The 23,765-nt window shown below is 62.4% G+C and carries 17 protein-coding genes and 2 pseudogenes; 9 read left to right on the plus strand and 10 right to left on the minus strand.

Going from position 1 to position 23,765, the window contains the following annotated elements; all coding sequences use genetic code 11:
* Nucleotides 1–61: 61 nt before the first annotated feature.
* The gene (locus ACH79_RS18310) at nucleotides 62–898 is read right to left on the minus strand and encodes an MBL fold metallo-hydrolase (RefSeq protein WP_371419423.1); all 837 of its coding nucleotides are present in this window, start codon (nucleotides 896–898) and stop codon (nucleotides 62–64) included.
* Between the two features lie 22 nt (nucleotides 899–920).
* The gene (locus ACH79_RS18315) at nucleotides 921–1,448 is read right to left on the minus strand and encodes a nuclear transport factor 2 family protein (RefSeq protein ID WP_246738589.1); all 528 of its coding nucleotides are present in this window, start codon (nucleotides 1,446–1,448) and stop codon (nucleotides 921–923) included.
* Nucleotides 1,449–1,609: 161 nt separating this feature from the next.
* Here ACH79_RS18315 and ACH79_RS18320 point away from each other — a divergent pair, with 161 nt between their 5' ends.
* Nucleotides 1,610–2,491, plus strand: coding sequence for a LysR substrate-binding domain-containing protein (locus tag ACH79_RS18320; RefSeq protein ID WP_161852246.1), 882 nt, complete (start codon nucleotides 1,610–1,612; stop codon nucleotides 2,489–2,491).
* Nucleotides 2,492–2,538: 47 nt separating this feature from the next.
* Here the strand turns inward: ACH79_RS18320 and ACH79_RS18325 are convergent, their stop codons facing one another.
* The 3 genes and pseudogenes from ACH79_RS18325 to ACH79_RS18335 form a co-directional block, all read right to left on the minus strand.
* Nucleotides 2,539–3,708, minus strand: a complete 1,170-nt coding sequence (locus ACH79_RS18325) for a LysM peptidoglycan-binding domain-containing protein (RefSeq protein ID WP_161852247.1) — start codon at nucleotides 3,706–3,708, stop codon at nucleotides 2,539–2,541.
* 97 nt (nucleotides 3,709–3,805) lie between these two features.
* Nucleotides 3,806–4,822, minus strand: a pseudogene (locus ACH79_RS18330) (magnesium and cobalt transport protein CorA).
* Between the two features lie 586 nt (nucleotides 4,823–5,408).
* Nucleotides 5,409–6,161: a dihydrodipicolinate synthase family protein gene (locus ACH79_RS18335; protein ID WP_161852248.1), complete on the minus strand. Its 753-nt coding sequence runs from the start codon at nucleotides 6,159–6,161 to the stop codon at nucleotides 5,409–5,411.
* A 276-nt stretch (nucleotides 6,162–6,437) separates the two neighbouring features.
* Here ACH79_RS18335 and ACH79_RS18340 point away from each other — a divergent pair, with 276 nt between their 5' ends.
* From ACH79_RS18340 to ACH79_RS18365, 6 genes and pseudogenes are all read left to right on the plus strand, one after another.
* Nucleotides 6,438–6,527 carry a K(+)-transporting ATPase subunit F gene (locus tag ACH79_RS18340; RefSeq protein WP_161852249.1) on the plus strand — a complete coding sequence of 30 codons (90 nt, stop codon included), beginning with the start codon at nucleotides 6,438–6,440 and terminating at the stop codon, nucleotides 6,525–6,527.
* A 112-nt stretch (nucleotides 6,528–6,639) separates the two neighbouring features.
* Nucleotides 6,640–8,343, plus strand: coding sequence for a potassium-transporting ATPase subunit KdpA (gene kdpA, locus ACH79_RS18345; protein ID WP_161852250.1), 1,704 nt, complete (start codon nucleotides 6,640–6,642; stop codon nucleotides 8,341–8,343).
* Between the two features lie 25 nt (nucleotides 8,344–8,368).
* Nucleotides 8,369–10,483 carry a potassium-transporting ATPase subunit KdpB gene (kdpB, locus tag ACH79_RS18350; protein WP_161852251.1) on the plus strand — a complete coding sequence of 705 codons (2,115 nt, stop codon included), beginning with the start codon at nucleotides 8,369–8,371 and terminating at the stop codon, nucleotides 10,481–10,483.
* 108 nt (nucleotides 10,484–10,591) lie between these two features.
* On the plus strand, nucleotides 10,592–11,194 hold the full coding sequence (locus ACH79_RS18355; RefSeq protein ID WP_161852252.1) for a K(+)-transporting ATPase subunit C: 603 nt from the start codon (nucleotides 10,592–10,594) through the stop codon (nucleotides 11,192–11,194).
* A gap of 41 nt (nucleotides 11,195–11,235) precedes the next feature.
* Nucleotides 11,236–13,923: pseudogene (locus ACH79_RS18360) on the plus strand (DUF4118 domain-containing protein); the annotation flags it as partial.
* Between the two features lie 126 nt (nucleotides 13,924–14,049).
* Nucleotides 14,050–14,739 carry a response regulator transcription factor gene (locus ACH79_RS18365; RefSeq protein WP_057856708.1) on the plus strand — a complete coding sequence of 230 codons (690 nt, stop codon included), beginning with the start codon at nucleotides 14,050–14,052 and terminating at the stop codon, nucleotides 14,737–14,739.
* A 14-nt stretch (nucleotides 14,740–14,753) separates the two neighbouring features.
* On the opposite strand, the gene ACH79_RS18370 is transcribed toward ACH79_RS18365, so the two are convergent.
* Nucleotides 14,754–15,371: a glutathione S-transferase family protein gene (locus ACH79_RS18370; RefSeq protein ID WP_161852254.1), complete on the minus strand. Its 618-nt coding sequence runs from the start codon at nucleotides 15,369–15,371 to the stop codon at nucleotides 14,754–14,756.
* Nucleotides 15,372–15,583: 212 nt separating this feature from the next.
* Between ACH79_RS18370 and ACH79_RS18375 the strand changes: the two genes are divergently transcribed.
* Nucleotides 15,584–16,189, plus strand: a complete 606-nt coding sequence (locus ACH79_RS18375; protein WP_161852255.1) for a pyridoxamine 5'-phosphate oxidase family protein — start codon at nucleotides 15,584–15,586, stop codon at nucleotides 16,187–16,189.
* Nucleotides 16,190–16,229: 40 nt separating this feature from the next.
* Here ACH79_RS18375 and ACH79_RS18380 read toward each other — a convergent pair whose 3' ends face one another.
* The 4 genes from ACH79_RS18380 to ACH79_RS18395 all read right to left on the minus strand — a co-directional run bounded on the left by ACH79_RS18380 (nucleotide 16,230) and on the right by ACH79_RS18395 (nucleotide 20,999).
* The gene (locus ACH79_RS18380; RefSeq protein WP_161852256.1) at nucleotides 16,230–16,844 is read right to left on the minus strand and encodes a GDYXXLXY domain-containing protein; all 615 of its coding nucleotides are present in this window, start codon (nucleotides 16,842–16,844) and stop codon (nucleotides 16,230–16,232) included.
* Nucleotides 16,841–18,106, minus strand: coding sequence for a DUF2157 domain-containing protein (locus ACH79_RS18385; protein WP_246738590.1), 1,266 nt, complete (start codon nucleotides 18,104–18,106; stop codon nucleotides 16,841–16,843). Before ACH79_RS18385 ends, ACH79_RS18380 begins: the two co-directional genes overlap by 4 nt.
* A 163-nt stretch (nucleotides 18,107–18,269) precedes the next feature.
* Entirely contained in the window at nucleotides 18,270–19,877 is a 1,608-nt protein-coding gene (locus tag ACH79_RS18390) for an AMP-binding protein (protein WP_161852257.1), read from the minus strand.
* A 240-nt stretch (nucleotides 19,878–20,117) separates the two neighbouring features.
* Nucleotides 20,118–20,999 (minus strand): Ku protein, encoded by an 882-nt coding sequence (locus tag ACH79_RS18395; RefSeq protein ID WP_161852258.1) that lies wholly within the window; start codon nucleotides 20,997–20,999, stop codon nucleotides 20,118–20,120.
* Between the two features lie 101 nt (nucleotides 21,000–21,100).
* Here ACH79_RS18395 and ligD point away from each other — a divergent pair, with 101 nt between their 5' ends.
* Nucleotides 21,101–23,758, plus strand: coding sequence for a DNA ligase D (ligD, locus tag ACH79_RS18400; RefSeq protein WP_246738591.1), 2,658 nt, complete (start codon nucleotides 21,101–21,103; stop codon nucleotides 23,756–23,758).
* The last annotated feature ends 7 nt before the right edge of the window (nucleotides 23,759–23,765 follow it).

Below are 23,765 nucleotides of genomic sequence, written 5' to 3' on the forward strand. Positions count from 1 at the left end.
ATGCACATGGCGGCAAGGGCCGTTGTCGAACCCGCACAAGTGACGGCGGGCTCACTGGTGGCTACGCGGCCGGAATAAACGCATATCCCTGCCCATCTTCGACAATTCTACCAATGCCTGGTCGATCTAGGTGAGCGCCGGCTAGCCACGTATGTGTATCCGCTGCGTTTTGGAGCAGCTTGATCCGGCTAGCCCTCGCTATGGACTCGTCATCGTCATGGGCCCAAGTAAGCTCGGGACGGGCAAACTGCGCAGCAGGAACGTGGATCAGGTCGCCGCAGAATAAGATCTCGTCCTCGTCAGTGCTGAGGAGATAACCCATATGGCCCGGAGCGTGCCCAGGTATTGCCACCGCCAGCAAATGATCGGCCAGCCGGTCTCCTCCGTTAATTGGGGCAAGGAGCGGACGAAACTCAGCTAGATTTGGCTCGGCAAGGAACCCCCCAACGGCTTCCTCCCCTATCACGATCTTGCTCAGGTTGTTAAATACCCGTCGACCGTCAGGCGTCAGAAGGCCATTGATGTGGTCGCCATGAGCATGAGTGAGGGCGACCGTCGTGATTGATGACGTGTAGATGCCTGCCTCCGCCATCGCCTCCCCGAGGTGACCCATGGAGGGCTCCCAACTCCCGCCCGCTCCACAATCAATCAAAACGCGGTCGATGCCAGAGCGATCGAATAGGAAGCAGTTGACCGACAATCGAACTAGAGAATTGTCCCGGTGAGGCGATTCAGTCTGCCTACGTATTCTGTTGTTGGGATACTTGAGGGATTCGGCGGGCAGGTCGACATATCCATCAGAGAGTGACCAAATCCTCCATGACCCCGAAGCGCAGCCCAAGGTGTTGGCGCTTTGTGACAGAAATTCCACGGACAACCTGCCAAGTGGGTGATTCACTTTTTAAAACGGCACCGAACCGCTAGGTTTTCGAAGTCATGACTTTCTGAGCGATCTTCCAGGTTCCGTTGACCTTTAAGCATGACAACAGGTCGGTGAAGTAACGAGGCGGAATCTGTAATTTCAACTTCACAAGCGCGAGCTCTCCCTCAACGTCTATTGACAGGATCTGATCCTGGCGTTTGAGGCCCTGTTCTTTTGGTGCCTTCAAATTGCGGACGGCTGCCAGCCAGGTCGCAATTGGCGTCACGCTCACGTCGCCGTCGTCGCCGACCTTGGTCACGGAACTCAGGGGATGAAATATGGACGCAAACTTGTCTGCATCCATTTCATAAGCACCGTCAAAATACGTCTGCGCTAGAGAGCGCAAGGCATGAGCATCGGCATCCATAAGCTTGTTATCCGTAGGGTTGTTGTTTGGAACGGGAGGAGACTGCGCATAGCTGATCGTCCGGTCTCCAAGCATCAAACCAGGAGCGCTGACGAGCGTAGCTCCAAAAGTCACGCTGGCAGATCGGCTCAAAAATGCCCGTCGATCCATTTTTGACATTTTTGCTCTCCCTAAAAGTGAGTTTCAGTTGCGCTCTTCAGAAGCCGGCAAAAACGTACGGAAAGTTGCCTCAAATCTTGCTGTGGCCAAATCTAGGACAACGTGGCTTATGAAACTAGCCATGTTGCATGGCATGGGCTTATGAGTGATATTCATAGATCATGAGAAACGAACTGAACGAACTTGCCACGTTTGCAGTCGTCGCCAGTGAACGAAGCTTTACGCGAGCTGCGGCAAAGATTGGTGTGTCTCAGTCGGCCCTGAGCCACACGATCCGGGGACTTGAGCAACGGCTCGAGTTGCAGCTTCTTGCTCGAACGACCAAGAGCGTCGCACCAACCGCCGCAGGGGCAGCTCTTTTGAAAGAACTGTCTCCGGCACTTGAGCAAATTGCTCGTGCTATCAACGAAGCCCGAAACGTTCGGCACCGAGCTGCAGGGCGCCTTCGAATTGTAATGTCCCGGTCGGCTGCTGTGATGGTATTGTTGCCGCGGCTCACGGCATTCGCGGAAGCCTACCCTGACATCGTTCTTGATGTTGTTACTGTCACTGGCCCTGTAGACCTCGTTGCGGGCGAGTTCGACGCCGGTATTCAACTCGGCGAGTACATTCAAAAGGACATGATCGCGGTGCGGGTCACGCAAGAGCTGCGATTGGCGGTGATCGGATCGCCTGGCTATTTTTCATCACGAAACATTCCTCGGAAGCCCAAGGATCTAAATGACCATCGATGCATAGGCCTGCGTCTTCCAGGCGGTCCATATCGGTGGGAATTCGAGAAAGGACGAAAGGCGATCACTGTTGGCGTGAATGGCCCGCTCATAATCGATGATACCCACCTGGTGATTCAGGCGGCACTCGCTGGCGCCGGCCTAGGACTCGCATTCGAAGAGCAGGTCGCAGAGCATGTTGCGAAGCGTCGCCTTATTCGCGTGCTCGAGGACTGGACGCCGCCAATTCCCGGATTCTTCATGTATTACCCCAGTCGTAAGCATCAGCCGGCTGCTCTGTCTGCACTATCGAACGCGCTGCGAGCCTCTTAACAACCAGCAGTGTCTGGGTGGCCACCACGTCACGAACTGCCTGCTCATCACTTCGCCGGAAGAACAAAGGTCTGGCCGGGATAAATCAGGTTGGGATTTCGGATCTGTTCCCGGTTCGCCTTGTAAATCACGGAATAGCGCGTGCCCGCGCCGTACGAGAGCTGGCTGAGACGCCACAGGCTGTCGCCGCGGGAGACCGTGGTAGTCGTGATCTTCGGCACGACCACGGCGGAGGACGAGCCGCCGTCTGGCAAAACAATGCCGCCCGCGGCCGCAAGCTGTGGCTGTTGTGGGGTGCCCGAGTCGGCGCGCTTGGGCTGCCCCGACACGGATGCGGTCACCGCGGTGTCGGGAACGTTGAACGGCACCTCGGCGCGTGCACGCACCGAGCCTGAGCTCGACGCTTCGTCCAGCCTGACACGGTAGCTGCCCGGCGAGACCCCTTCGTTGATCGTGACCGCAAAACGTCCATCCGCGCCGGCCGTCACCGAGGTAACGAAGCTGTCGTTGAGATAAAGCCGCAAGCCTGCGCCGGGGCGCGCCTGGCCGCTCACATGGAATTTGCCGCCCGGCTCGATCTCGACGGCCTCCACAACCACGGCGCCGGCCGCCGGCTTTGACCCAGCCGGCTGCGACAGCACGACAGTGGGCTTGTCCGGCGTCACCAGCGCCACCATCGGCCGTTCGGTCGATTTCGGCTCCAGCGCCGTTGTTACGCGCTGCTTCGACGTCGTCTGTTTGCCGTCCGCCTGTTTGGCGCGCAGCGTCAGGTCGTAAGTGCCTGACGGAAGTCGAGGCGGGATCATGACGAATTGTCCGGATGGATCCGCGACCGCGCGATCATGCACCTCGCCGTTACGCAGCAGCTCCACCGTTGCGCCTGGCGCCGCCCGACCCGCGATGACCGCGTCGCCTGAGGGCTCGATACGGGCAATGTCGAACGTCGGCACGCCGTCGCTGTTCTCCGGCGATGGTGGCGGTCCGATCAGCGCGTCCACGACGGCGTTAGCTTCCGCTTTCGCCGCTGCCAGTGGGGCCGGACTCTGTTTTAGCCCGTCAGACGAGGGTCCTGAGATCGCCGGCGCATTTGTTGCGGCGGTGGTATCAGCCGGCGCGTCGCGGCGAACGTAGAAGATGGCGGCGGCAGCCGCCACGCCACAGGCCGCAACAAGAGCAATGATGGGGATGATTGTTCGGCTCGCCGATATGGCAGTCATGGTACTCGTCCGTCTGCCGGATCGTTGGCTCGGCGGTACTCTATACCGTATCGGACGGGGAGGGTACCGGGAAAATGCGGGCCTTCGGCTCGCTACCCTACAACCAGCCGGCGCGGCGAAAGCGCCAGAACAATCCCGCGCACACGAGCAGGATGGTGCCGATCACGCCGAAATAGCCGTATTCCCACTCCAGTTCCGGCATATGCTTGAAGTTCATGCCGTAGATGCCGGCGATCGCGGTCGGGACCGCGATGATGGCGAGCCATGACGCCAGCTTCTTGGATACCGCAGTTTCCTGCGCCTGGCCGACTAGCAGGCTCGCCTCGAAGGCAAACGCCAGCACCTCGCGAAGCGAGTCGATCCGCTCCTGCACGGTACGGACATGATCAGTGACGTCTCGGAACAGCGGCCGCATCGCCGGCCGCACCATCGGCAAATTGTCGTGCTCGAGCCGGCGGCAGACCTCGACCAGCGGGCCGACCGCATTGCGCAGGCGCAACAGGTCGCGACGCAGCATATACAGCCGCTCGATCTGCGCCCGCGTCATCGCGCTTGCGAGTACCTGTTCCTCCATCGCTTCGACTTCTTCCTGGATGGTCTCGATCACAGGTGAGTAATTGTCGACGATGAAATCTAGGATGGCGTAGAGAATGTAGTCCTCGCCGCGGGCGAGCGCGCGTGGGCAACTCTCGCAGCGCTCGCGAACCGCCTTGTAGGACGTCGAGGCGCCGTGGCGCACCGAGACGATGTATCCCTCGCCGACGAACAGATGCGTCTCGCCGAATGCGATGCTGTTGCCATCGAGCTGCGCGGTCCGCGCCACGATGAACAGCGCGTCGCCATACTGTTCGATCTTCGGCCGCTGATGCGCATGGTCGGCATCCTCGATCGCAAGGTCATGCAACTCGAACTGCTACTGCACGCGGCGCAGTACGGCGATATCGGGTTCGTGGAGTCCGATCCAGACCACGTGGTCGGGCTTGCTGCGCCAACCCGAGGCTTCATCGATGGCGATGTTGGCGATACGCCGACCTTCGACGTAGACGCCGGCCGCGACCACGCCATCGGAGGTGACCGGCTCGGTTTTTACAATGCCTGGCGATGCGACGTTCATGGCTTCCACCCTCGACTGGTTGCTGCCGAAACTTGCTTCGCGGCGTTATTTTCCAAGAGGCTAGCACCACGAAATCCGCCGTCAATGCGATCGGGGCAAAGATATTCCCGCAACCCATTTCGACGATTGGTGAACCCTGCGGATCTTTATGCCGTACCTATGTGAAAGGGCCGCCGTGCCTCTCGAAATCCTATGTGCGTCGCCGCATGTTCGATTATCCGGCGCGCGGTTCGCGCCACATCGGGAGCATGGAACATGACTCTTCTCTATTCGTATGGTCCGGCTGGTGGCTTCTCCATTGGCCGCCCGTTCCGTCGCGTACGGAGCGCACTGAGAACAATCCACCGCGCGATCGCCGTCGCAAGGATCCGCCGGCTGCGCAACGAACTGCGGCTGCACGCCGCGACCCGCGCGAACTGGGCACGCTCGCACCAACCCGACGCAGACGCGCATGGTGACCGGTTTCCGCGCCAGCCGCTGCATCTCGGCGAAAATGGGATTTTTGACATGCGACAAGTTTCATCCGTATCGACCGCGCTGTTGCGCGCACTGGCCCGCTTGCTGACATGGTTCGGCAACGAACCGATCAGAGCCTATCGCCCGGAAGCCTATTATATGCGCGGTCCTGGACCGGCGTGGCGGGCAAAGCACGGCGAGGGCTGACCAGGATCTCATCGGAAAGATCGGCGATAGCGGCCTCGACCAACGACTTTGCCGTTCCGTCCAACGGCACGAGCGGCAGGCGCGTATCGGGCCGGATCAGGCCGAGCAGCGCCAGCGCACATTTCAGAGCCGCTGGATGATCAGCGGCCAGCAATTCGGCGATTGGTTGTAGTTGGTATGTATGGAGCGCTCGGCATAATACCGGGACGATGTTGGCTACCGCCGAAACGCAGCCGTGGCCGCCGGCGGTCATATAAGCCGACGCCGTGGCGTCATCGCCGGTCCGTAGACGGAAGTTCGGCGGCAGCCGCGGTCGCAGGCGGGCAGGGCGCGCGATATTGCAGGTGCCGTCCAGCAACCCGATAAACTGCGCTGACTCGGCCAGCCTCGACAGCGTCGTGTCGGTCAATTCGCGGACGGTCCGTGCTGGGATATCGTGCAGGATCATCGGCAGCGCGGTGGACGCGGCGATGGCGCGGAAATGCGCGGCCACGCCCTCCTGCATCGGCTTGTTATAGTAGGGCACGACAGACAGCACGGCATCGGCGCCGGCACGCTCGGCCCGCATCGTCAATTCGATCGCGCGATCGGTTGAGTTTGATCCAGCGCCCGCAACGACGCGTGTGCGGCCTTGTGCAATCTCGACGGCGCAACGATTGCGGCCGTCGACCTTCACATACCACTGCCGGGGATTATGGGTCTCTGCGTTCGCCGGGACGACAGCGCGGTCTTTATAGGATTCCTATAACGTCGCCATCCCTCCCGTCTCGAAAACCTATGCGCCAGGTGGCACGTCACCACCATCCAATATGCCGGTCACCCGTTCGGCCGGCGGTTACGTCGCATAGGAACATCCCATGGTGGACATTGTCATGCTGGCGCTCGGGCTCGGCTTCTTCGTGGCAGGCATCGGTTACGCCTACGCCTGCGAACGGTTTTAGAGGAGCGCGCCATGATCTTTGATTTCTCGCTTGCCGGCCTCGTCTCGCTCGGCCTGTTGTTCTACCTGACCTACGCGCTGCTGCGGCCAGAACGGTTCTGAGTTCGTCATGACAACGCTCGCCGCCATCATGCTGGCATTCGTTGCGACCACGGCGTTGCTCGTCGTTCTCACCAACCTGTTGTTGACTGCACGGAAATCTTGAGGCTTTGCTATGACACTCATCGGCTGGATTCAGATCATTCTCTACTGCGCCGTCGTCGTCGCGCTGGTAAAGCCGCTCGGCTGGTACATGACGCGCGTCTTCAACGGCGAGTCCACCTTTCTGTCTCCGGTGCTGCGCCCGGTCGAACGCGGGCTGTACTGGATCGGCGGCGTCGATGAGACGCGCGAGCAGCATTGGCTGACCTATACGGTGGCGATGCTGCTGTTCCATGTCGGCGGCTTCCTCATCATCTACGGCCTGATGCGGCTACAGGCGCTGTTGCCGCTCAATCCGGCGGAGCAATCCGCCGTCGCCCCGGATCTGTCCTTCAACACGGCGATCTCGTTCATCACCAACACCAACTGGCAGAACTACGGCGGCGAGAGCACGGTATCGTACCTGGTGCAGATGCTGGGGCTGACGCATCAGAACTTCCTGTCGGCGGCAACCGGGATCGCGCTGGCGGTGGCGCTGATCCGCGGCTTTTCCCGCTCCTCGATGCGCACCATCGGCAATTTCTGGGTCGATGTAACCCGCTGCGCCCTCTATGTGCTGCTGCCGATCTGCATCGTCTACACGCTGTTCCTGGTCTGGCAGGGCATGCCGCAGACGCTCGGCGCTTATGTCGAGGCGACGACACTGGAGGGTGCCAAGCAGACGATTGCGGTCGGTCCCGTCGCATCGCAGGTCGCGATCAAAATGCTCGGCACCAATGGCGGCGGCTTCTTCAGCGCCAATGCCGCGCATCCCTTCGAGAACCCGACTGCACTTTCGAACTTCGTGCAGATGATCTCGATCTTCGCGCTCGGCGCCGCGCTCACCAACGTGTTCGGCCGCATGGTCGGCAACGAACGCCAGGGCTGGGCGATCCTCGCTGTAATGGGCGTGCTGTTCCTCGCCGGCGTTGCGGTCACTTATTGGGCCGAAGCTAACGGTACCTCGACGCTTGCCTCGCTCGGCCTGACCGGCGGCAACATGGAAGGCAAGGAGGTTCGCTTCGGCATTGTCGCTTCATCGCTCTTCGCGGTCATTACGACGGCGGCCTCGTGCGGTGCGGTCAATGCGATGCATGACAGCTTTACGGCGCTCGGCGGCATGATCCCGCTGATTAACATGCAGCTCGGCGAAATCATCGTCGGTGGCGTCGGTGCTGGTCTTTACGGCATGCTGCTGTTTGTGGTGCTGGCGATCTTCGTTGCCGGCCTGATGGTCGGTCGCACGCCGGAATATGTCGGCAAGAAGATCGAGGCGCGCGAGGTCAAGATGGCGATGCTTGCCGTCCTGGTGCTGCCGCTGATGTATCTCGGCTGGACCGCAGTCGCGGTGGTGTTGCCTTCGGCGGTGGCGTCGATGGCCAATGCCGGGCCGCATGGTTTTACCGAGGTGCTCTACGCCTTCACCTCGGCGACCGGCAATAACGGATCGGCCTTTGGCGGCCTGACCGGCAACACCTTCTTTTACAATCTGACGCTCGCCAGCTCGATGTTCGTCGGTCGCTTCTTCATGATCGTTCCGGCGATGGCGTTGGCGGGCTCGCTCGCTTCCAAGAAATCGATTCCGCCTTCGGCCGGCACGCTGCCGACCACCGGCGGCCTGTTTGTCGGTCTCGTTGTCGGCGTAATCCTGATCATCGGCGGTCTCACCTTCTTCCCGGCGCTGGCGCTCGGGCCGATCGTCGAGCATCTCGCGATGAGCGCCAACACTCTGTTCTGATCGAACGTCTTTCGGAGTTACGTCCATGGAAACCATGAAACTACAGAAGAAGGCGACCGCTTCGGCGATGCTCGATCCCGCAATCGTATTGCCCGCGATCCGCGCGTCCTTCGTAAAGCTTGATCCGCGCCTGATGGTGAAGAATCCCGTGATGTTCGTGGTCGAGATCGTGGCTGCACTTACCACCGTCATCTTCCTGCGCAATCTGGTGATGGGCGGCGAGGGCCTCGCTTTCACCTTCCAGATCATCCTGTGGCTGTGGTTCACGGTGCTGTTCGCCAATTTCGCCGAAGCCGTTGCCGAAGGCCGTGGCAAGGCCCAGGCGGAATCGCTGAAGAAGACCCGCACCGAGAGCAAGGCCAAGCTGCTGGAAGGCCCCGACAGGTCCTATCGGCTGGTGTCCGGCACCAGCCTGAAGGTGGGCGATATCGTGCTGGTCGAAGCCGGCGACAACATTCCCTCCGACGGCGAGGTGATCGAGGGTGTGGCGTCCGTGAACGAGGCCGCGATAACGGGCGAATCCGCGCCCGTGATCCGCGAATCCGGCGGCGACCGTTCGGCGGTGACCGGCGGCACGCAGGTGCTGTCCGACTGGATCCGCGTCCGCATCACGGCAGCCCAGGGCTCGACCTTCATCGATCGCATGATCAAGCTGGTGGAAGGCGCCGAGCGGCAGAAGACCCCGAACGAGATCGCGCTCAACATCCTGCTCGCGGGCCTGACCATCATCTTCGTGTTCGCGACGGTAACGATCCCGAGCTATGCGGCCTATGCCGGCGGCTCGATCTCGGTCGTGGTGCTGGTGGCGCTGTTCGTGACGCTGATCCCGACCACGATCGGGGCGCTCTTGTCCGCCATCGGCATCGCCGGCATGGACCGGCTGGTGCGCTTCAACGTGCTCGCGATGTCCGGCCGCGCGGTGGAAGCCGCGGGCGACGTCGATACGCTGCTGCTCGACAAGACCGGCACCATCACGCTTGGCAACCGACAGGCGACGGCGTTTCGTCCCGTTCGCGGCGTCACCGAGCAGGAACTGGCGGATGCAGCGCAGCTTGCCTCGCTGGCCGACGAAACGCCCGAAGGCCGTTCCATCGTGGTTCTGGCGAAAGAGAAATACGGCATCCGCGGCCGCGACATGAACGAGCTCGCCGCGACCTTCATTCCCTTCACCGCGCAGACGCGCATGAGCGGCATCGATGCCGGCTCGTCCTCCGTCCGCAAGGGCGCGGTGGATGCGATCCTCAATTATGTCGATGGCGGCGGCGTTCGGGCGGTCGCCTCCGGCAACGCGGTTCGTGCGCTGCAGACGGGCGCCATGTCCGAAGTAGGACGCGAAATCCAGGCCATTGCCGACGAAATTTCCAAGGCCGGCGGTACGCCGCTTGCGGTTGCCAAGGATGGCCGGCTGCTCGGCGTCATCCACCTCAAGGATATCGTCAAGGGCGGCATCCGCGAGCGCTTTGCGGAATTGCGGCGCATGGGCATCCGCACCGTGATGATCACCGGCGACAACCCGATGACGGCCGCTGCCATCGCGGCCGAAGCCGGCGTCGACGATTTCCTGGCGCAGGCTACGCCCGAGGACAAGCTGAAGCTGATCCGCGACGAGCAGGCCAAGGGCAAGCTGGTGGCGATGTGCGGCGACGGCACCAACGATGCGCCGGCGCTGGCGCAAGCCGATGTCGGCGTTGCCATGAACACGGGCACGCAGGCCGCGCGCGAGGCCGGCAATATGGTCGACCTCGATTCCAATCCGACCAAGCTGATCGAAGTGGTCGAGATCGGCAAGCAACTCCTGATGACGCGCGGCGCGCTCACCACGTTCTCGATCGCCAACGACGTCGCAAAATATTTCGCGATCATTCCCGCGATGTTCCTGGCGTTCTACCCGCAGCTCGAAGTGCTCAATGTCATGCATCTCGCCAGCCCGCAGAGCGCGATCTTGTCGGCGATCATCTTCAACGCGCTTGTTATCATCGCGCTGATCCCGCTGGCGCTGAAAGGCGTTGCCTATCGCGCGATCGGGGCAGGCGCGCTGCTGCGCCGTAACCTGCTGATCTATGGCTTAGGCGGCATCATCGTTCCCTTCATCGGCATCAAGGCCATCGACCTCGCGGTTGCCGCCTTGGGCCTGGCCTAACCCTAACCGTCATTGCGAGGAGCGAAGCGACGAAGCAATCCACTCTTCCTTTGCCGCACCATGGATTGCTTCGCTTCGCTCGCAATGACGAGAAACAGGAGACACAAAATGCTTCGCGAAATCCGCCCCGCCATTCTCATCCTGCTGCTGCTCACCGCGATCACGGGCCTTGCCTATCCGCTCGCCATGACCGCCATCGCCGGCGCGATCTTCCCAAAGCAGGCGCAAGGCAGCCTGATCGAGAAGGACGGCAAGGTGATCGGCTCGGCGCTCATCGGGCAGGAGTTTAAGCAAGACAAATATTTCCATGGTCGCCCGTCCGCGACTTCGGCTCCGGACCCGGCTGATACCACCAAGACAGTCTCCGCCCCCTATAACGCCGCCAATTCCGGTGGCTCGAATCTCGGTCCGACCAGCAAGGCGCTGGCTGACCGGATCAAGGAAGACGTCGCGAAGCTCCGGGGCGAAAACCCGTCCGTGCCTGTGCCGGTCGATCTCGTCACGACGTCCGGCAGCGGGCTCGATCCCGATATTTCGCCCGAGGGTGCGCAATTCCAGGTCCCGCGGGTCGCCAAGGCGCGCAACCTGCCGGAAGCACGCGTCCGTGAACTGGTCGCGGAGCACACCCAGAGCCGCATGGCAGGATTGCTTGGCGAACCCCGCGTTAACGTATTGGCGTTGAATCTTGCTTTGGACCAGACCTCAAAATGAGACCGGCTAGGCCCATTGCGGCGTGAGGGCTATATAGCTGTATGGTCCAAACCCGCCGCGACCCCGAACAACGTCCTTCGCCGGAGGCCTTGCTGGAGGCCGCCCGGCGCGAGGACAGCCGCGCCGGCCGGCTCAAGATTTTCGTCGGCGCTGCGCCCGGCGTCGGCAAGACCTATGAGATGCTGCAGAGCGCCCATGCCAAGAAAAAGGCGGGCGCGGATGTCGTCGTCGGCATCGTCGAAACCCACGGGCGGGCGGAAACCGAGGCGCTGCTGAAAGGCCTCGACGTGCTACCGCGCAGGCGGCTTGCCTACAGGGAGCAGACGCTCGAGGAGATGGACCTCGATGCGCTGATCGCGCGGCGGCCGCAGATCGCCCTCGTCGATGAGCTCGCCCACACCAATGCCCCGGGCAGCCGCCATCCCAAGCGTTATCTCGACGTCGAGGAATTGCTGTCGCGCGGCATCGACGTCTATACCGCCGTCAACATCCAGCACATCGAAAGCCTCAACGACGTGGTGGCGCAGATCACGCATGTGCGGGTGCGCGAGACGGTGCCGGACAGGGTGTTCGACCGCGCCGACGCCATCGAACTGATCGACCTCACGCCTGACGATCTGATCCAGCGCCTGAAGGAGGGCAAGGTCTACGTCCCCAAGCAGGCCGAGCGCGCGCTGGAGCATTATTTCTCGCCCGGCAACCTGACCGCGCTGCGTGAACTGGCGCTGCGCCGCACCGCCGAGCGCGTCGACGAGCAGTTGCTCACCCATATGCAGGCCAACGCTATCGACGGACCGTGGGCCGCGGGCGAACGCATTCTGGTCTGCGTCAGCGAAGACCCGCGCGCCGCCGGCCTCGTGCGCTATACCAAGCGGTTGGCGGACCGGCTGCACGCGCCGTGGACGGCGATCAGCATCGAGACGCGGCGCAGCCTGCAACTGACCGACGAGCAGCGTGACCGGCTCGCCGACACCATGCGGCTCGCCGAAGCGCTCGGCGGCGAGGCGTTGACCATTCCCGGCGTCGGCCGCCGCATCGCCGACGACGTCATCCAATTCGCCCATGCCAACAATGTCACCCAGATCATCATCGGCAAGTCGACCCGCTCATGGTGGTTCGAACTGACGCGTGGCTCTGTCGTGCACGATCTGGTGCGGCGTTCCGGCAACATCAGCGTCCACGTCATCGCCGGCGACGAGCAGGGCGTGGCGAAAGCGGCCGTGCAGACCGCGGCACGGCAGGAGCCGTTCAACGCGCAGCCCTATTTGATGGCGCTGCTGTTCGTCGCGATCGGTCTTGCCGCCGCCACACTGATCCAGCCGATGTTCGGCGGCATCGAGAACGTCGATCTCGTGTTCCTCACCGCCGTCGTCGGCGTCGCTGCGCGCTTCGGCCTGTGGCCGTCGCTGCTGGCCAGCGTCGCGGCCTCGCTATGCTATAATTTCTTCTTCCTGCCGCCGGTTTATACTTTCACCATCACCGACCCGACCAATGTCGCGGCGTTCTTCTTCTTCATGCTGATCGCGATTCTGGTTTCCAACGTCGCCGCGCGAGTGCGCTCGCAGGCCGATACGGCGATCGGCCGGGTGCGCACAACCGAATCGCTTTACGCCTTCAGTCGCAAGCTGGCTGGCACCGCGACGCTGGACGACGTGCTGTGGGCGACCGCCTATCAGATCGCATTGATGCTGAAGGTGAGGGTGGTGCTGCTGCTGACCGAGGACGGTGTGCTGACCGTGAAGTCCGGCTATCCTCCGGAGGACCAACTCGACCAGGCCGACCTCGCTGCCGCCAACTGGGCCTGGAGCAATGACCGTCCGGCGGGCCGTGGTTCCGACACGCTGCCGGGCGCGAAGCGGCTGTTCCTGCCGATGCGAACGGGCCGCGGCGCGATCGGCGTCATCGGCATCGACGACGACCGCACCGGACCATTGCTGACACCGGACCAGCGCCGCCTGCTGGATGCGCTGGTCGATCAGGGCGCGCTCGCGATCGAGCGCGTGCTGCTGGTCGAGGACATGGACCGGGTCAAGCGCACGGTGGAGTCCGACCGGCTGCGCGGTGCGCTGTTGACCTCGATCTCGCATGATCTGAAGACGCCGCTGGCATCCGTGCTTGGCGCCGCCTCCACCCTGCGCGATCTCGGCTCCAGCCTTGATGACGCGCAGAAGAACGAACTGCTTGCTACCATGATCGACGAATCCGAGCGGCTCAACCGCTTCATCGCCAATCTGCTCGACATGACCAAGCTAGAATCCGGCGCCATCGTGCCGAACACCGCGCGGCATGACGTCAGTGAGATCGTCGGCAGTGCGCTGCGCCGCGCTGGGAAGATTCTTGTGCATCACAAGGTGTCGCTGGAGCTTAGCCCCAATCTGCCGATGCTGGAGCTCGACGCCGTGCTGTTCGAACAGGTGCTGTTCAACCTGCTGGACAACGCCGCTAAATATGCGCCGCCCGGCACCACAATCTCGGTCAGAGGAATGCGCGATCAAGGCGTAGTCTCGCTGCAGATCCGCGACGAGGGCAGCGGCATCCCGCCTGCGGAACTCGAAAGCGTGTTCGACAAATTCTACCGCGCCGAGAAGGGCGATCATGTCCGTCCCGGCACCGGCCTTGGGCTTGCGATCTCGCGCGGCTTCGTCGAGGCGATGCAGGGCACGATCTCGGCTGCCAACCGCAGCGACCGCAGCGGGGCGGTGATATCAATCCGGCTGCCGGTACCTGCCACCGGCGTAGCGTTTACAAGCGAAGTGGACGCCGGTTCGCGTGAAGAAAACGCGTCAGAACATAAAGAAGGAGGCTCTGTTCTGACACAATCAGAACAGAGGCTCTGACGCACTGGATACCGCCGCATGAATGCTCCCGCGATCAAGGTTCTGGTCATCGACGACGAGCCGCCGATCCGCAAGCTGCTGCGGATGGGGCTGAGCACGCAAGGTTATGACATCCTCGAAGCCTCCAACGGCAAGCTGGCGCTGGAGAAGCTCGCCGAGAACCCGGCGCTGATCATCCTCGATCTGGGCTTGCCCGATATCCAGGGCCACGAATTGCTGCGCATGATCCGCGGCCGCAACGAAAGCGTTCCGATCGTGGTGCTGTCGAGCCGCGGCGACGAAGCCGGCAAGGTGCAGGCGCTCGATCTCGGTGCCGACGATTACCTCACCAAGCCGTTCGGGATGGACGAATTGCTGGCGCGGATGCGTGCGGCGCTGCGGCATCAATTGCAGGTGCAGGGTGAGCGGCCGGTATTTCGCGCCGGCGATCTCTCGGTCGATCTGGTCCGCCGCATCGTCAAGGTCGGCGAGCGCGAGGTCAAACTCTCGCCGAAGGAGTACGAATTACTGCGCGTCCTGGTGCAGCATGCCGGCAAGGTGCTGACCCATCGTTTCCTGTTGAAGGAGCTGTGGGACGAACTGACGGACGCGCAATATCTGCGCGTCTATGTGCGCCAGCTTCGCCAGAAGATCGAGGCCGATCCGGAGCGCCCGCAATTCGTGCTGACTGAAACCGGCATCGGCTACCGGTTGCGCGCGCCGGATTGATCAGATCGCAGCACTCATTTGCGGCGAGATTGATCGCGCAAGCGCACATAGGCGGGTCGGGCCAGGCAGGCGTCCAGCCATCGTGTCAGCTCCGGGTAAGCCGACAAGTCCATTCTTGCCATTTTTCCCCACGTCAGGATGCCCGCGACGTTAAGGTCGGCGACTGTAAAGCTGTTCCCCGCCAAATAGCCGCGTGCGGCCAGGGCGTCGTTCAGCACACCCAGGGGCTTCTTCAGCAGCAATTCGTTCCGCGCTGTCACGGAGGGGTCGCGCGCAAACTCCGCCAGCAATGCGCGGTGCTCCAGAAAATTGAGTAGCAGGTGTTCAATCTCCAACACCGCCCAGAAGCTCCACTGCGCGGCGAGGCCCAGCACTTCCGGGCCGGCGCAATGCATCGGGCCGTCATACTTTTGCGCGAGGTAGAGATTGATCGCCATCGATTCCCACAGCACCAGATCGCCATCGACCAGAGTCGGAATTCGTGCATTTGGATTCAATCGCAGATATTCTGCGGTCTGCAGATCGTCTGCACGCGTAGTTTTTTCCACTATCTGATAAGGCTTCCCGACTTCCTCGAGCATCCATAGACACCGCATCGCGCGCGATCTCGGATTTCCATAAAGCTGCAGCATCGTTGGGCTCCCGTAATGCGGGTTTAGTCTGGCGGCAAGCAAATCTACCGGCTTTCCATCGCTTCCGATAGCTGGCCACAACCGTCCGCGCGTTGGTCTGCCACGGGGCAGCTTGCCGCATGCGATGTAACGACAACGTGGTATGCTTTCATCTGGGGATCTGACCCGGACTTCGCACGCCCACGTGAATCAGAGCAGGAGGACGTACGGCCATGGCTGAGAGTGTCATGTATCACGAAGGTAACAGGCAATTGCAGGATCGGTTCGACAGCCGCCGGATTTCGGACCGGCTGGAAGAGAAACTGATGCGCAAGGAATTCATCGCTGACGACAAGCAGTATATCGAAAGCCTGCCGTATTTCTTTCTGGCAACGGCGGACGCCGAGGGCCGGCCCGATTGCTCGTTCAAGGGCGGAGCGCCGGGTTTTGTGCGCGTCACCGGGCCTTCCGAGCTCGCATTCCCCGACTATGACGGCAACGGCATGTTCAAGAGCCTCGGCAACATTGTCGCCAATGCCAATGTCGGTCTGCTGTTTATTGCCATGCACGACAAACCGAAACGTTTGCGGATCAACGGCAGCGCCACGGTGAGCGACAACGATCCGCTGCTCGCGGAAACCCTCGGCGCGCAGCTTATCGTTCGCGTGACCGCGCGCGCGATCTTTCCGAATTGTCCGCGCTATATTCCGACGATGGGTGCGATCGAGCCATCGATCTATGTGCCCCAGGCCGGCCAGGACGCCCCGGAGCCGGCGTGGAAGGGATTTGCGGACTTCAAGGACTGTATCCACCCGCGGCAGCCGACATTCAAGGGCTAGCGGCAACCGCGCAGGAAATCGTGAGGTCTCGGAAGCGGAGCTAGAACCACGGCTCCTCATAGACCGGCTTGCCGTCGATCAGCAGCCGCTTGATGGCGGCGCGTCCGGAGGGGAGGACTGCCGCGACGACCAACAGCTTGCGCTGGTTGCGGAGATCTTCGAGCTTCCGGCCTTCACCCTCGGGAACGAAATAGCTTTCGAGGTTGTAGTTGATCGTGAGCTTTTCGCAGAAGACATCCGACTTCGAGCCGCAGCTAGCGCCATAGGTGACGCGGCCACGGATCAACACCTCGTGGCTCGCAACCGCGACGGGGGCGGTATGGACCGAGATCGGCTCATGGACGCCGTCGCGATTGGGCGTGAGCTTGACATACACCAGCGGATTGCGTTCGCCGGAGGGCTGGTTCTGAAGCGGGCCCGCCGGCAGTTGCGTAATGTCGTAGCCTAGGACGACGTAGTCGCCGCGCAGGAAATCCCTGGGGTCGACGGGGCGGGTCTGCAAGGTCACTTCCGTGCCGTCACGCAGGACCTGCATCCGATCGACGATCATCACGCCCAGCAGCGCGATCTGAACCAGCGCGGCGACGCCGAATAACACGAATTTTGGAATGCGCGACCAGAGAGCAGCGAGGGATGTAACGGAGCCTGTGATCATTCGCGGGCCCTCGGCACAAAGCGATTGAGGACCAGGGCAAGGGCAACAGCGACGATGCCGGCCGCGGCGAGGAATATCGAACGATTCAACAGCGATCCCTTCACCGCCCATGTGATGGCCGCGATAACGCCCGCGATGCCGAGCCAGCCGGCGACGATCCGCGGACGGGTGGTGTCCAGCATACCGGAAACAACAAGGCAGAGCATGGCGCACAGCAGAGCGGCATAGGCCAGCCATGGTTCGCTCGATTGCTGAGGCGTCCATGCGGCCGCGGCAGCAAGGACAAGCCCGATCGCGCCTGCGGCGAAGGCCGTGCCGATCCGGCGTGCCGTCGCGGCGGTGGCAACGGCGAAGATCACGCCGGTGACGCCACATGAGACGATCCAAAGCGGCTGGTTTGCCAACCCCGTGTGGCTGCGGAAAACCTCGTTGGCCATCACCGCTTCCAGGATCGCGACGCCCGCCAGCGCAAGAGCGCCGTAGGTCGACAGGACGGATCCTGCGCGAGCCGGGCGCTCCCAGGTTGAAGCGGCAAGCGCCAGTCCGCCGCCGAACAGCAATGCTGCGCCATTGGCGAGCATGAACGACGGCCGGATATGAAGATGAGGCTCAAACGAAGCAGCAAGCCACCACGGAAGTGCCGCGACGGCTACGAGATGCGCCGCCACGCGCGAGTTCCAGGCCAGAGCGAGGCCGCCCGCGATAAGCCAGAACGCCGCGAATGCGAAATGCGGAACATCGGTTTCGATGGTGCGCATCCAGCTCCAAATGATTGCGGCAGCGAGCGCCACCGCCAGTGCGCCGCGCGAGCCGGTTAGCGCCGCCGCCGCGAGCGCACCCATTGCCCACAGCAGCATGCCGCCCGCAAAGTCGCCGCCCAGGTGATACATCTGGCCGACCAACGCGATCGCAGCACCAAAGATGATCGCACCCACGGCAGCGCAAAGATCGGCGAGCACCGCCTGGCCGGCGCGAGCGAACCAGCCGCCGAAGCCATGGGCGACGAGAACGCCGGCAAACAGCATTGCCAAACGCAGCGGCCGCGCGAGTTCAATCCAATGAGCCGCGACGAATGCCAGGAATGCCGCGGCAATCAAAAGACCGCCGACGATGGCCACCACCACCGCGATGTTGACGCCGGAGGCAAGCGGTGGAAGCGTGACCCGGATGGCGGTGCCAACCGCCGGCGTGATCACGCCATCGGCTTCCCATCGCGCAAGATCAGCTTCTAGGCGCTGCCGATAGGCCCGGTCAAACATCATGGCGGCCGATCAGTTCGCACGCCGTGTGATGGCGTCAAAACAGGTGATGCTTGGGTGCGGTGACGCAAGCATCAAGATCGACTTCAGGCACGGCATTGATGGCCCCCAATGGCCACACCAAGCTATCATCTTTGCGGTTGCATTGGAATGGCCACCTCGCCCTTTAGATCGCCGTCATCTCGCCCTTGGTGCAGGCTTCCCGCAACTTGAACTTCTGGATCTTGCCCGATCCGGTTAGCGGGAAGGCGTCGACGACGTACCAGTGTTTCGGCGTCTTGTGCGGGGCGAGCGCGGCGCGCATGTAGTCGATCATCTCATCCTTGTCGATGACGGCCCCCGGCGCCGGGCGGATGAAGGCTGCGACTTCTTCACCCCATTTCTCGTGGGGCAGGCCGATCACGGCGACTTCACCGACCTTGGGGTGCTTGAACAGCAGCTCTTCCAGCTCGCGCGGATAGATGTTTTCGCCGCCGCGGATGATCATGTCCTTGAGACGGCCTTCCACCGTGCAATAGCCCCGCGCGTCCATCGCGCAGAGATCGCCGGTATGCAGCCAGCCGTCGGCGTCGATCGCGGCCGATGTCGCGTCGGGCATTTCGAAGTAACCGATCATCACGTGATAGCCGCGGGTGCAGAACTCGCCGATGGTGCCGATCGGCACCGTCTCGCCGGTGTTCGGGTCGATGATCTTGGTTTCCATATTGGGCAGCGGTAGGCCGATCGTGTTGGCCTTGTCCTCGACGCTATCGGTGGTGCGGGTTTGCGCCGCGACCGGGGAGCACTCGGTCTGGCCGAACACGATCGTAAAGGGCGCGCCGAGCTTTTCCTCCAGCAGCCGTACCAGCGAGGCCGGCACCGTGGAGCCGCCGGAGCAGATCGCCTTGACTGCCGAAAGATCGGTCGCCGCGAATGTCGGATGCTCCAGCATCGCCACCAGCATGGTGGGCACGCCGAGCATCGCATTGCCGCGGTAGGTCCCGAGCATTTCCAGTACGAGGCCGGGCTCGAAGGCCTCGACCAGCACCTGGGTCGCCGCTTTCGATACCGCGCCGATCACGCAACAGACGCAGCCGCCGGTGTGAAACAGCGGCATCGTGGTGACGAAGACGTCGCCGGCATCGACACCCATCCGGTCGGCGGTGTCGGCGCCGTTGTTGAGCAGTCCGCGATGACGGAGCAAGGCGCCTTTCGGGAAACCCGTCGTGCCCGAGGTGTACTGGATCATGACGGGATCGTCGGGAGTAACGTCCGGCAGCTTGATGTTGTCGTCGTCGCCTGCCGCGATGAAAGCGTTCCAGTCGTCGAAGCAGATGATCTCGCGCAGTTCCGGGCAGTTCGCTGCCACCGCCTGCACTGTCTCCAGCATTGGATTGCCACGAAAATCGTTGACGACGAAGACGCCGGCCGAGCGTGATTGCTTCAGCACATATTCGACTTCCCTGGCGCGGAAGGCCGGGTTGACGGTGACGAGCACCATGCCGGCGAGCCCCGCGCCGAATTCCAGCATCATCCATTCCGGAATATTCTGCGCCCAGACCGCGATGCGCTCGCCCTGCTTGAAGCGGGTCAGCAGCGCTCGGGCGGTCCGCTCCGCCTCCCGATAGAACTCCGCATAGGTCCATTGCCGCCGCAGCGCGGGGTCGGGAACGCCCGCAATCAGGGCCAGACGATCGGGCGCCGTCTCGGCCGCCTTGCGCAGGAGATCGCCGAACGTCATCTCGCGTACTGCAGGCGTGGCCGGTCCTGCGACGTGCGACTTCGTCAATGCCATCAAATCCTCCCCGGTCCGGCGCCATTGTTGCCGGTGGCGTCAGTTCCCAGGGAGAAAATGCCTTTTGGTGCTGGGTAATGCAAGCGGGATAGGAAGTAGCCGAACAGATGGAAGCGTCAGGAAGGAGGCTAAGGCAGTAAGCCCGTCATTGCTGTCGAGCGAAGCGAAGCAATCCACCGCTCCACACGCGCGGAGAGATGGATTGGCTTCGCTCCTCGCAATGACGCGGATATACCTGCGCTAACCCGCCTTGCGGTGCCGGGCTGCGGACCGATGAGCCTTCTTCGCGGTGCGTCGCGCCGGTGCCCGCCGCGCGGTCGAGCCATGCCCGCGCCGTTTCGCCGCCTTGCCCTTCAGGCTCGCCTTCAGTGCATCCATCAGGTTGATGACGTTGTCGGGCTTTTCTTCGGGCTCGGGTAGCTTGATCGTCTTGCCGGACGCCTTGCGCCGCACCAGTGCCTTCAGCGCGTCCTCATACTCGTCCTTGAATTTCGAGGGATCGAAATGCGCGGCCTTGGTCTGCAGGATGTGGCCCGCGAGTTCGACCATGTCCTTGGTGATCTTCGGGGCCTTGATGTCCTCGAAGAAGTCGTCCTCGTCGCGCAGCTCGTATGGATAGCGCAGCGTGGTGCCGAGCAGTCCCTTGCCGAGCGGCTCAATCGCCATCACGTGCTCGCGGTTGGTCAGCACGATGCGCGCCAGCGCCACCCGATCCTCGTCCTTCATGGCGTCGCGGATCACCGCAAAGGCGTCTACCGCGGCCTTGCCGTCGGGGGCGAGATAGTAGGGATGGTTGTAGTAGCGCTTGTCGATTTCGTCCCGTGGCACAAAACTGTCGATCTCAATGGTGTGATTGCTCTCGATCTGAACGGCCTCAAGTTCCTCCTTTTCGATCTCGACATACTGGCCCTTTTTCAGCTCATAACCGCGGCCCTTCTGGTCGCTCTCGACGACATCGCCGGTCTCGGCGTCGATCATCTGCTGCTTCAGGCGGTTGCCGGTCTCCTTGTTGATCATGTGAAAGCGGGTTTTCTCGACCGATGTCGAGGCCGGGTACAATACGACAGGACATGACACCAACGAGAGTTTCAGCGAGCCTTTCCAGTAGGCGCGGGGGGCCATTGCAATCTCCGGGGGCGGGTTGGGTTTGGGAACTTCAACGGTTAGTATGGGTTTTCGTTCCGGAATGGCGGCGGGGCGATCCTGATCGTCGAGGTTTGGCCGTGGCGTTGAAGAAACTCAGCACGTACCGCAAGAAGCGCGATTTCGGCAAAACGGCGGAGCCCTCCGGCGACGTCAAGGTCGCGCCCGCAAAACAGCGGCGGTTCGTAATTCAGAAGCATGACGCGAGCCGGCTGCATTACGACCTCAGGCTGGAGTTCGACGGCGTCTTCAAGTCCTGGGCGGTCACCAAGGGCCCGTCGCTCGATCCGCATGACAAGCGGCTGGCGGTCGAGGTCGAGGACCATCCGCTCGACTACGGCGATTTCGAAGGCACCATTCCCGAAGGCCAGTATGGCGGCGGCACCGTGATGCTGTGGGACCGCGGCTATTGGGAATCCGATGATCCCGATCGCGGCTTCAAGAAGGGCGACCTGAAATTCACGTTGCGGGGGGACAAGCTGCATGGAAGCTGGGTGCTGGTGCGGATGCGCGGCGACCGCTATGGCGGCAAGCGCACCAACTGGCTGCTGATCAAGCACCGCGACGAGTTCGTCAGGGAAGGCGAGGACAACGACATTCTGAATGAAGACCGTTCGGTAGCCTCCGGGCGGACGATGACGCAGATTGCGCAAGGCAAGGGTAAGGCGCCAAAGCCGTTCATGCAGGCGAAGGAAACCAAGGCCGACGCGGTCTGGCAATCGAACCGCGGCGATGCCGCCGAGGCGCGGACCCTGCGGAAAACGGCCGCCTTGCGCGCCGTTCCGGAAACCAGAACGCGCGCGCCGGCGCCAAAACCCCAGCCGAAGAAGGTCGCGGCGATGCCGGACTTCGTCGCACCGCAGCTTTGCACCGTGGTCGAGCGGCCGCCGGGCGGCGAAGGCTGGTGCCATGAAATCAAGTTCGACGGCTACCGCGTGCAGTTGCGGGTCGAGGACGGGGAAGGCGCGCTCTATACCCGCAAAGGGCTCGACTGGACCGACAAGTTCAAGGCAATCGCCGTTGAGGCGGAATCGCTTTCAGATGTGCTGATCGATGGCGAGATCGTAGCTCTCGATCATAACGGCGCGCCCAACTTCTCCACTCTGCAGGCGGCGCTGTCGGACGGCGACAGCGAGAGCCTGATCTTCTATGCGTTCGACCTGCTGTTCGCCGATGGCGAAGATCTTCGCAAGCTCCCGCTTGGCGAACGCAAGGCGCGGCTGAAGAAGCTGCTTGAAGCGCAGAAGGGCAGGGACAAGCAGATCCGCTATGTCGAACACTTCGAAAGCAGCGGCGATGCCGTGCTGCAATCGGCGTGCAAGCTGGAACTGGAAGGGATCGTCTCCAAGAAGCTCGATGCAGCCTATCGCTCCGGCCGCACGGAAAGCTGGACCAAGGCGAAATGCCGTGCCGGGCATGAGGTGGTGCTGGGCGGCTGGAAGACCACCAACGGCAAATTCCGCTCGCTGATGGCCGGCGTCTATCGCGGCGATCATCTCGCCTTTGTCGGCATGGTCGGAACCGGCTTTGGGCAGGACAAGGTCCGCCGCATCATGCCGGCGCTGAAGGCGGCAGCCTCCGACAAGAGCCCGTTCGGCGGCAAGAACGCGCCGAAGAAAACCCGTGACGTGCATTGGCTGAAACCCGAACTGGTCGCCGAGATCGAATTCGCCGGCTTCACCGCGGACGGCAATATCCGCCAGGCCGCGTTCAAGGGCCTGCGGCAGGACAAGCCGGCCGAGGAAGTGGAGGCCGAAACCCCATCCAGGAAGGGCGTCGCGCAGCCGAAGCCGGGCAAGGCAGCGGCGGCGCGTTCAAAGCCCGCCGCCAACAAGGCTGGCGAGGTCATGGGCGTTGCGATTTCGAAGCCGGACAAGGAGCTGTGGCCCGATATCGGCGACGGCGAGGGCGTCACCAAGCTCGACCTTGCGCAATATTTCGAAGCCGTCGGCGAATGGATGATCGATCATATCCGGGGCTGTCCGTGCTCGATCGTCCGCGCGCCGGATGGCATCAACGGCGAAAAATTCTTTCAGCGCCACGCCATGCAGGGCGCGTCCAACCTGTTCGAGCTGGCCAAGGTTTCGGGCGACCGCAAACCCTATCTGCAGATCGACCGGATCGAGGCGTTGGCAGCGGTGGCGCAGATCGGCGGATTGGAGCTGCATCCCTGGAATTGCGCTCCCGATGCCTACGACACGCCTGGCCGGCTGGTATTCGATCTCGATCCGGCGCCCAATGTTGAATTCTTGGATGTCATCGAGGCGGCGAAAGAAATGCGCCAGCGGCTGACCGCCGTCGGCCTCGAAAGTTTCTGCAAGACCACGGGTGGCAAGGGGCTGCACGTGGTGACGCCGCTGCTCCATGGCGCGAGGGACAAGGTGACGTGGAAGGAGGCCAAGGCGTTCGCGCAGGGCATCTGCCAGTGGATGGCCAACGACGATCCCGAGCGCTATCTGCTCAACATGTCGAAGAAGCTGCGCAAGGGAAAGATCTTCCTCGACTATCTCCGCAACGACCGGATGTCGACAGCGGTTGCTGCGCTGTCGCCCCGCGCCCGCGAGGGTGCTACCGTCTCGATGCCGCTAACCTGGGCGCAGGTGCGCGGCGATCTCGACCCGAAGAAGTATACGGTGCGCACCGTGCCGGGGCTGCTGGCGAAGACGAAGGCCTGGGACGGTTACGATGAGGCGGCGACGCCGATCAAGCCGGCGATGAAGAAGCTGGCTTCAATGTAGGGTGGGC

This window comes from Bradyrhizobium sp. CCBAU 051011, from assembly GCF_009930815.1.
Classification (GTDB): domain Bacteria; phylum Pseudomonadota; class Alphaproteobacteria; order Rhizobiales; family Xanthobacteraceae; genus Bradyrhizobium.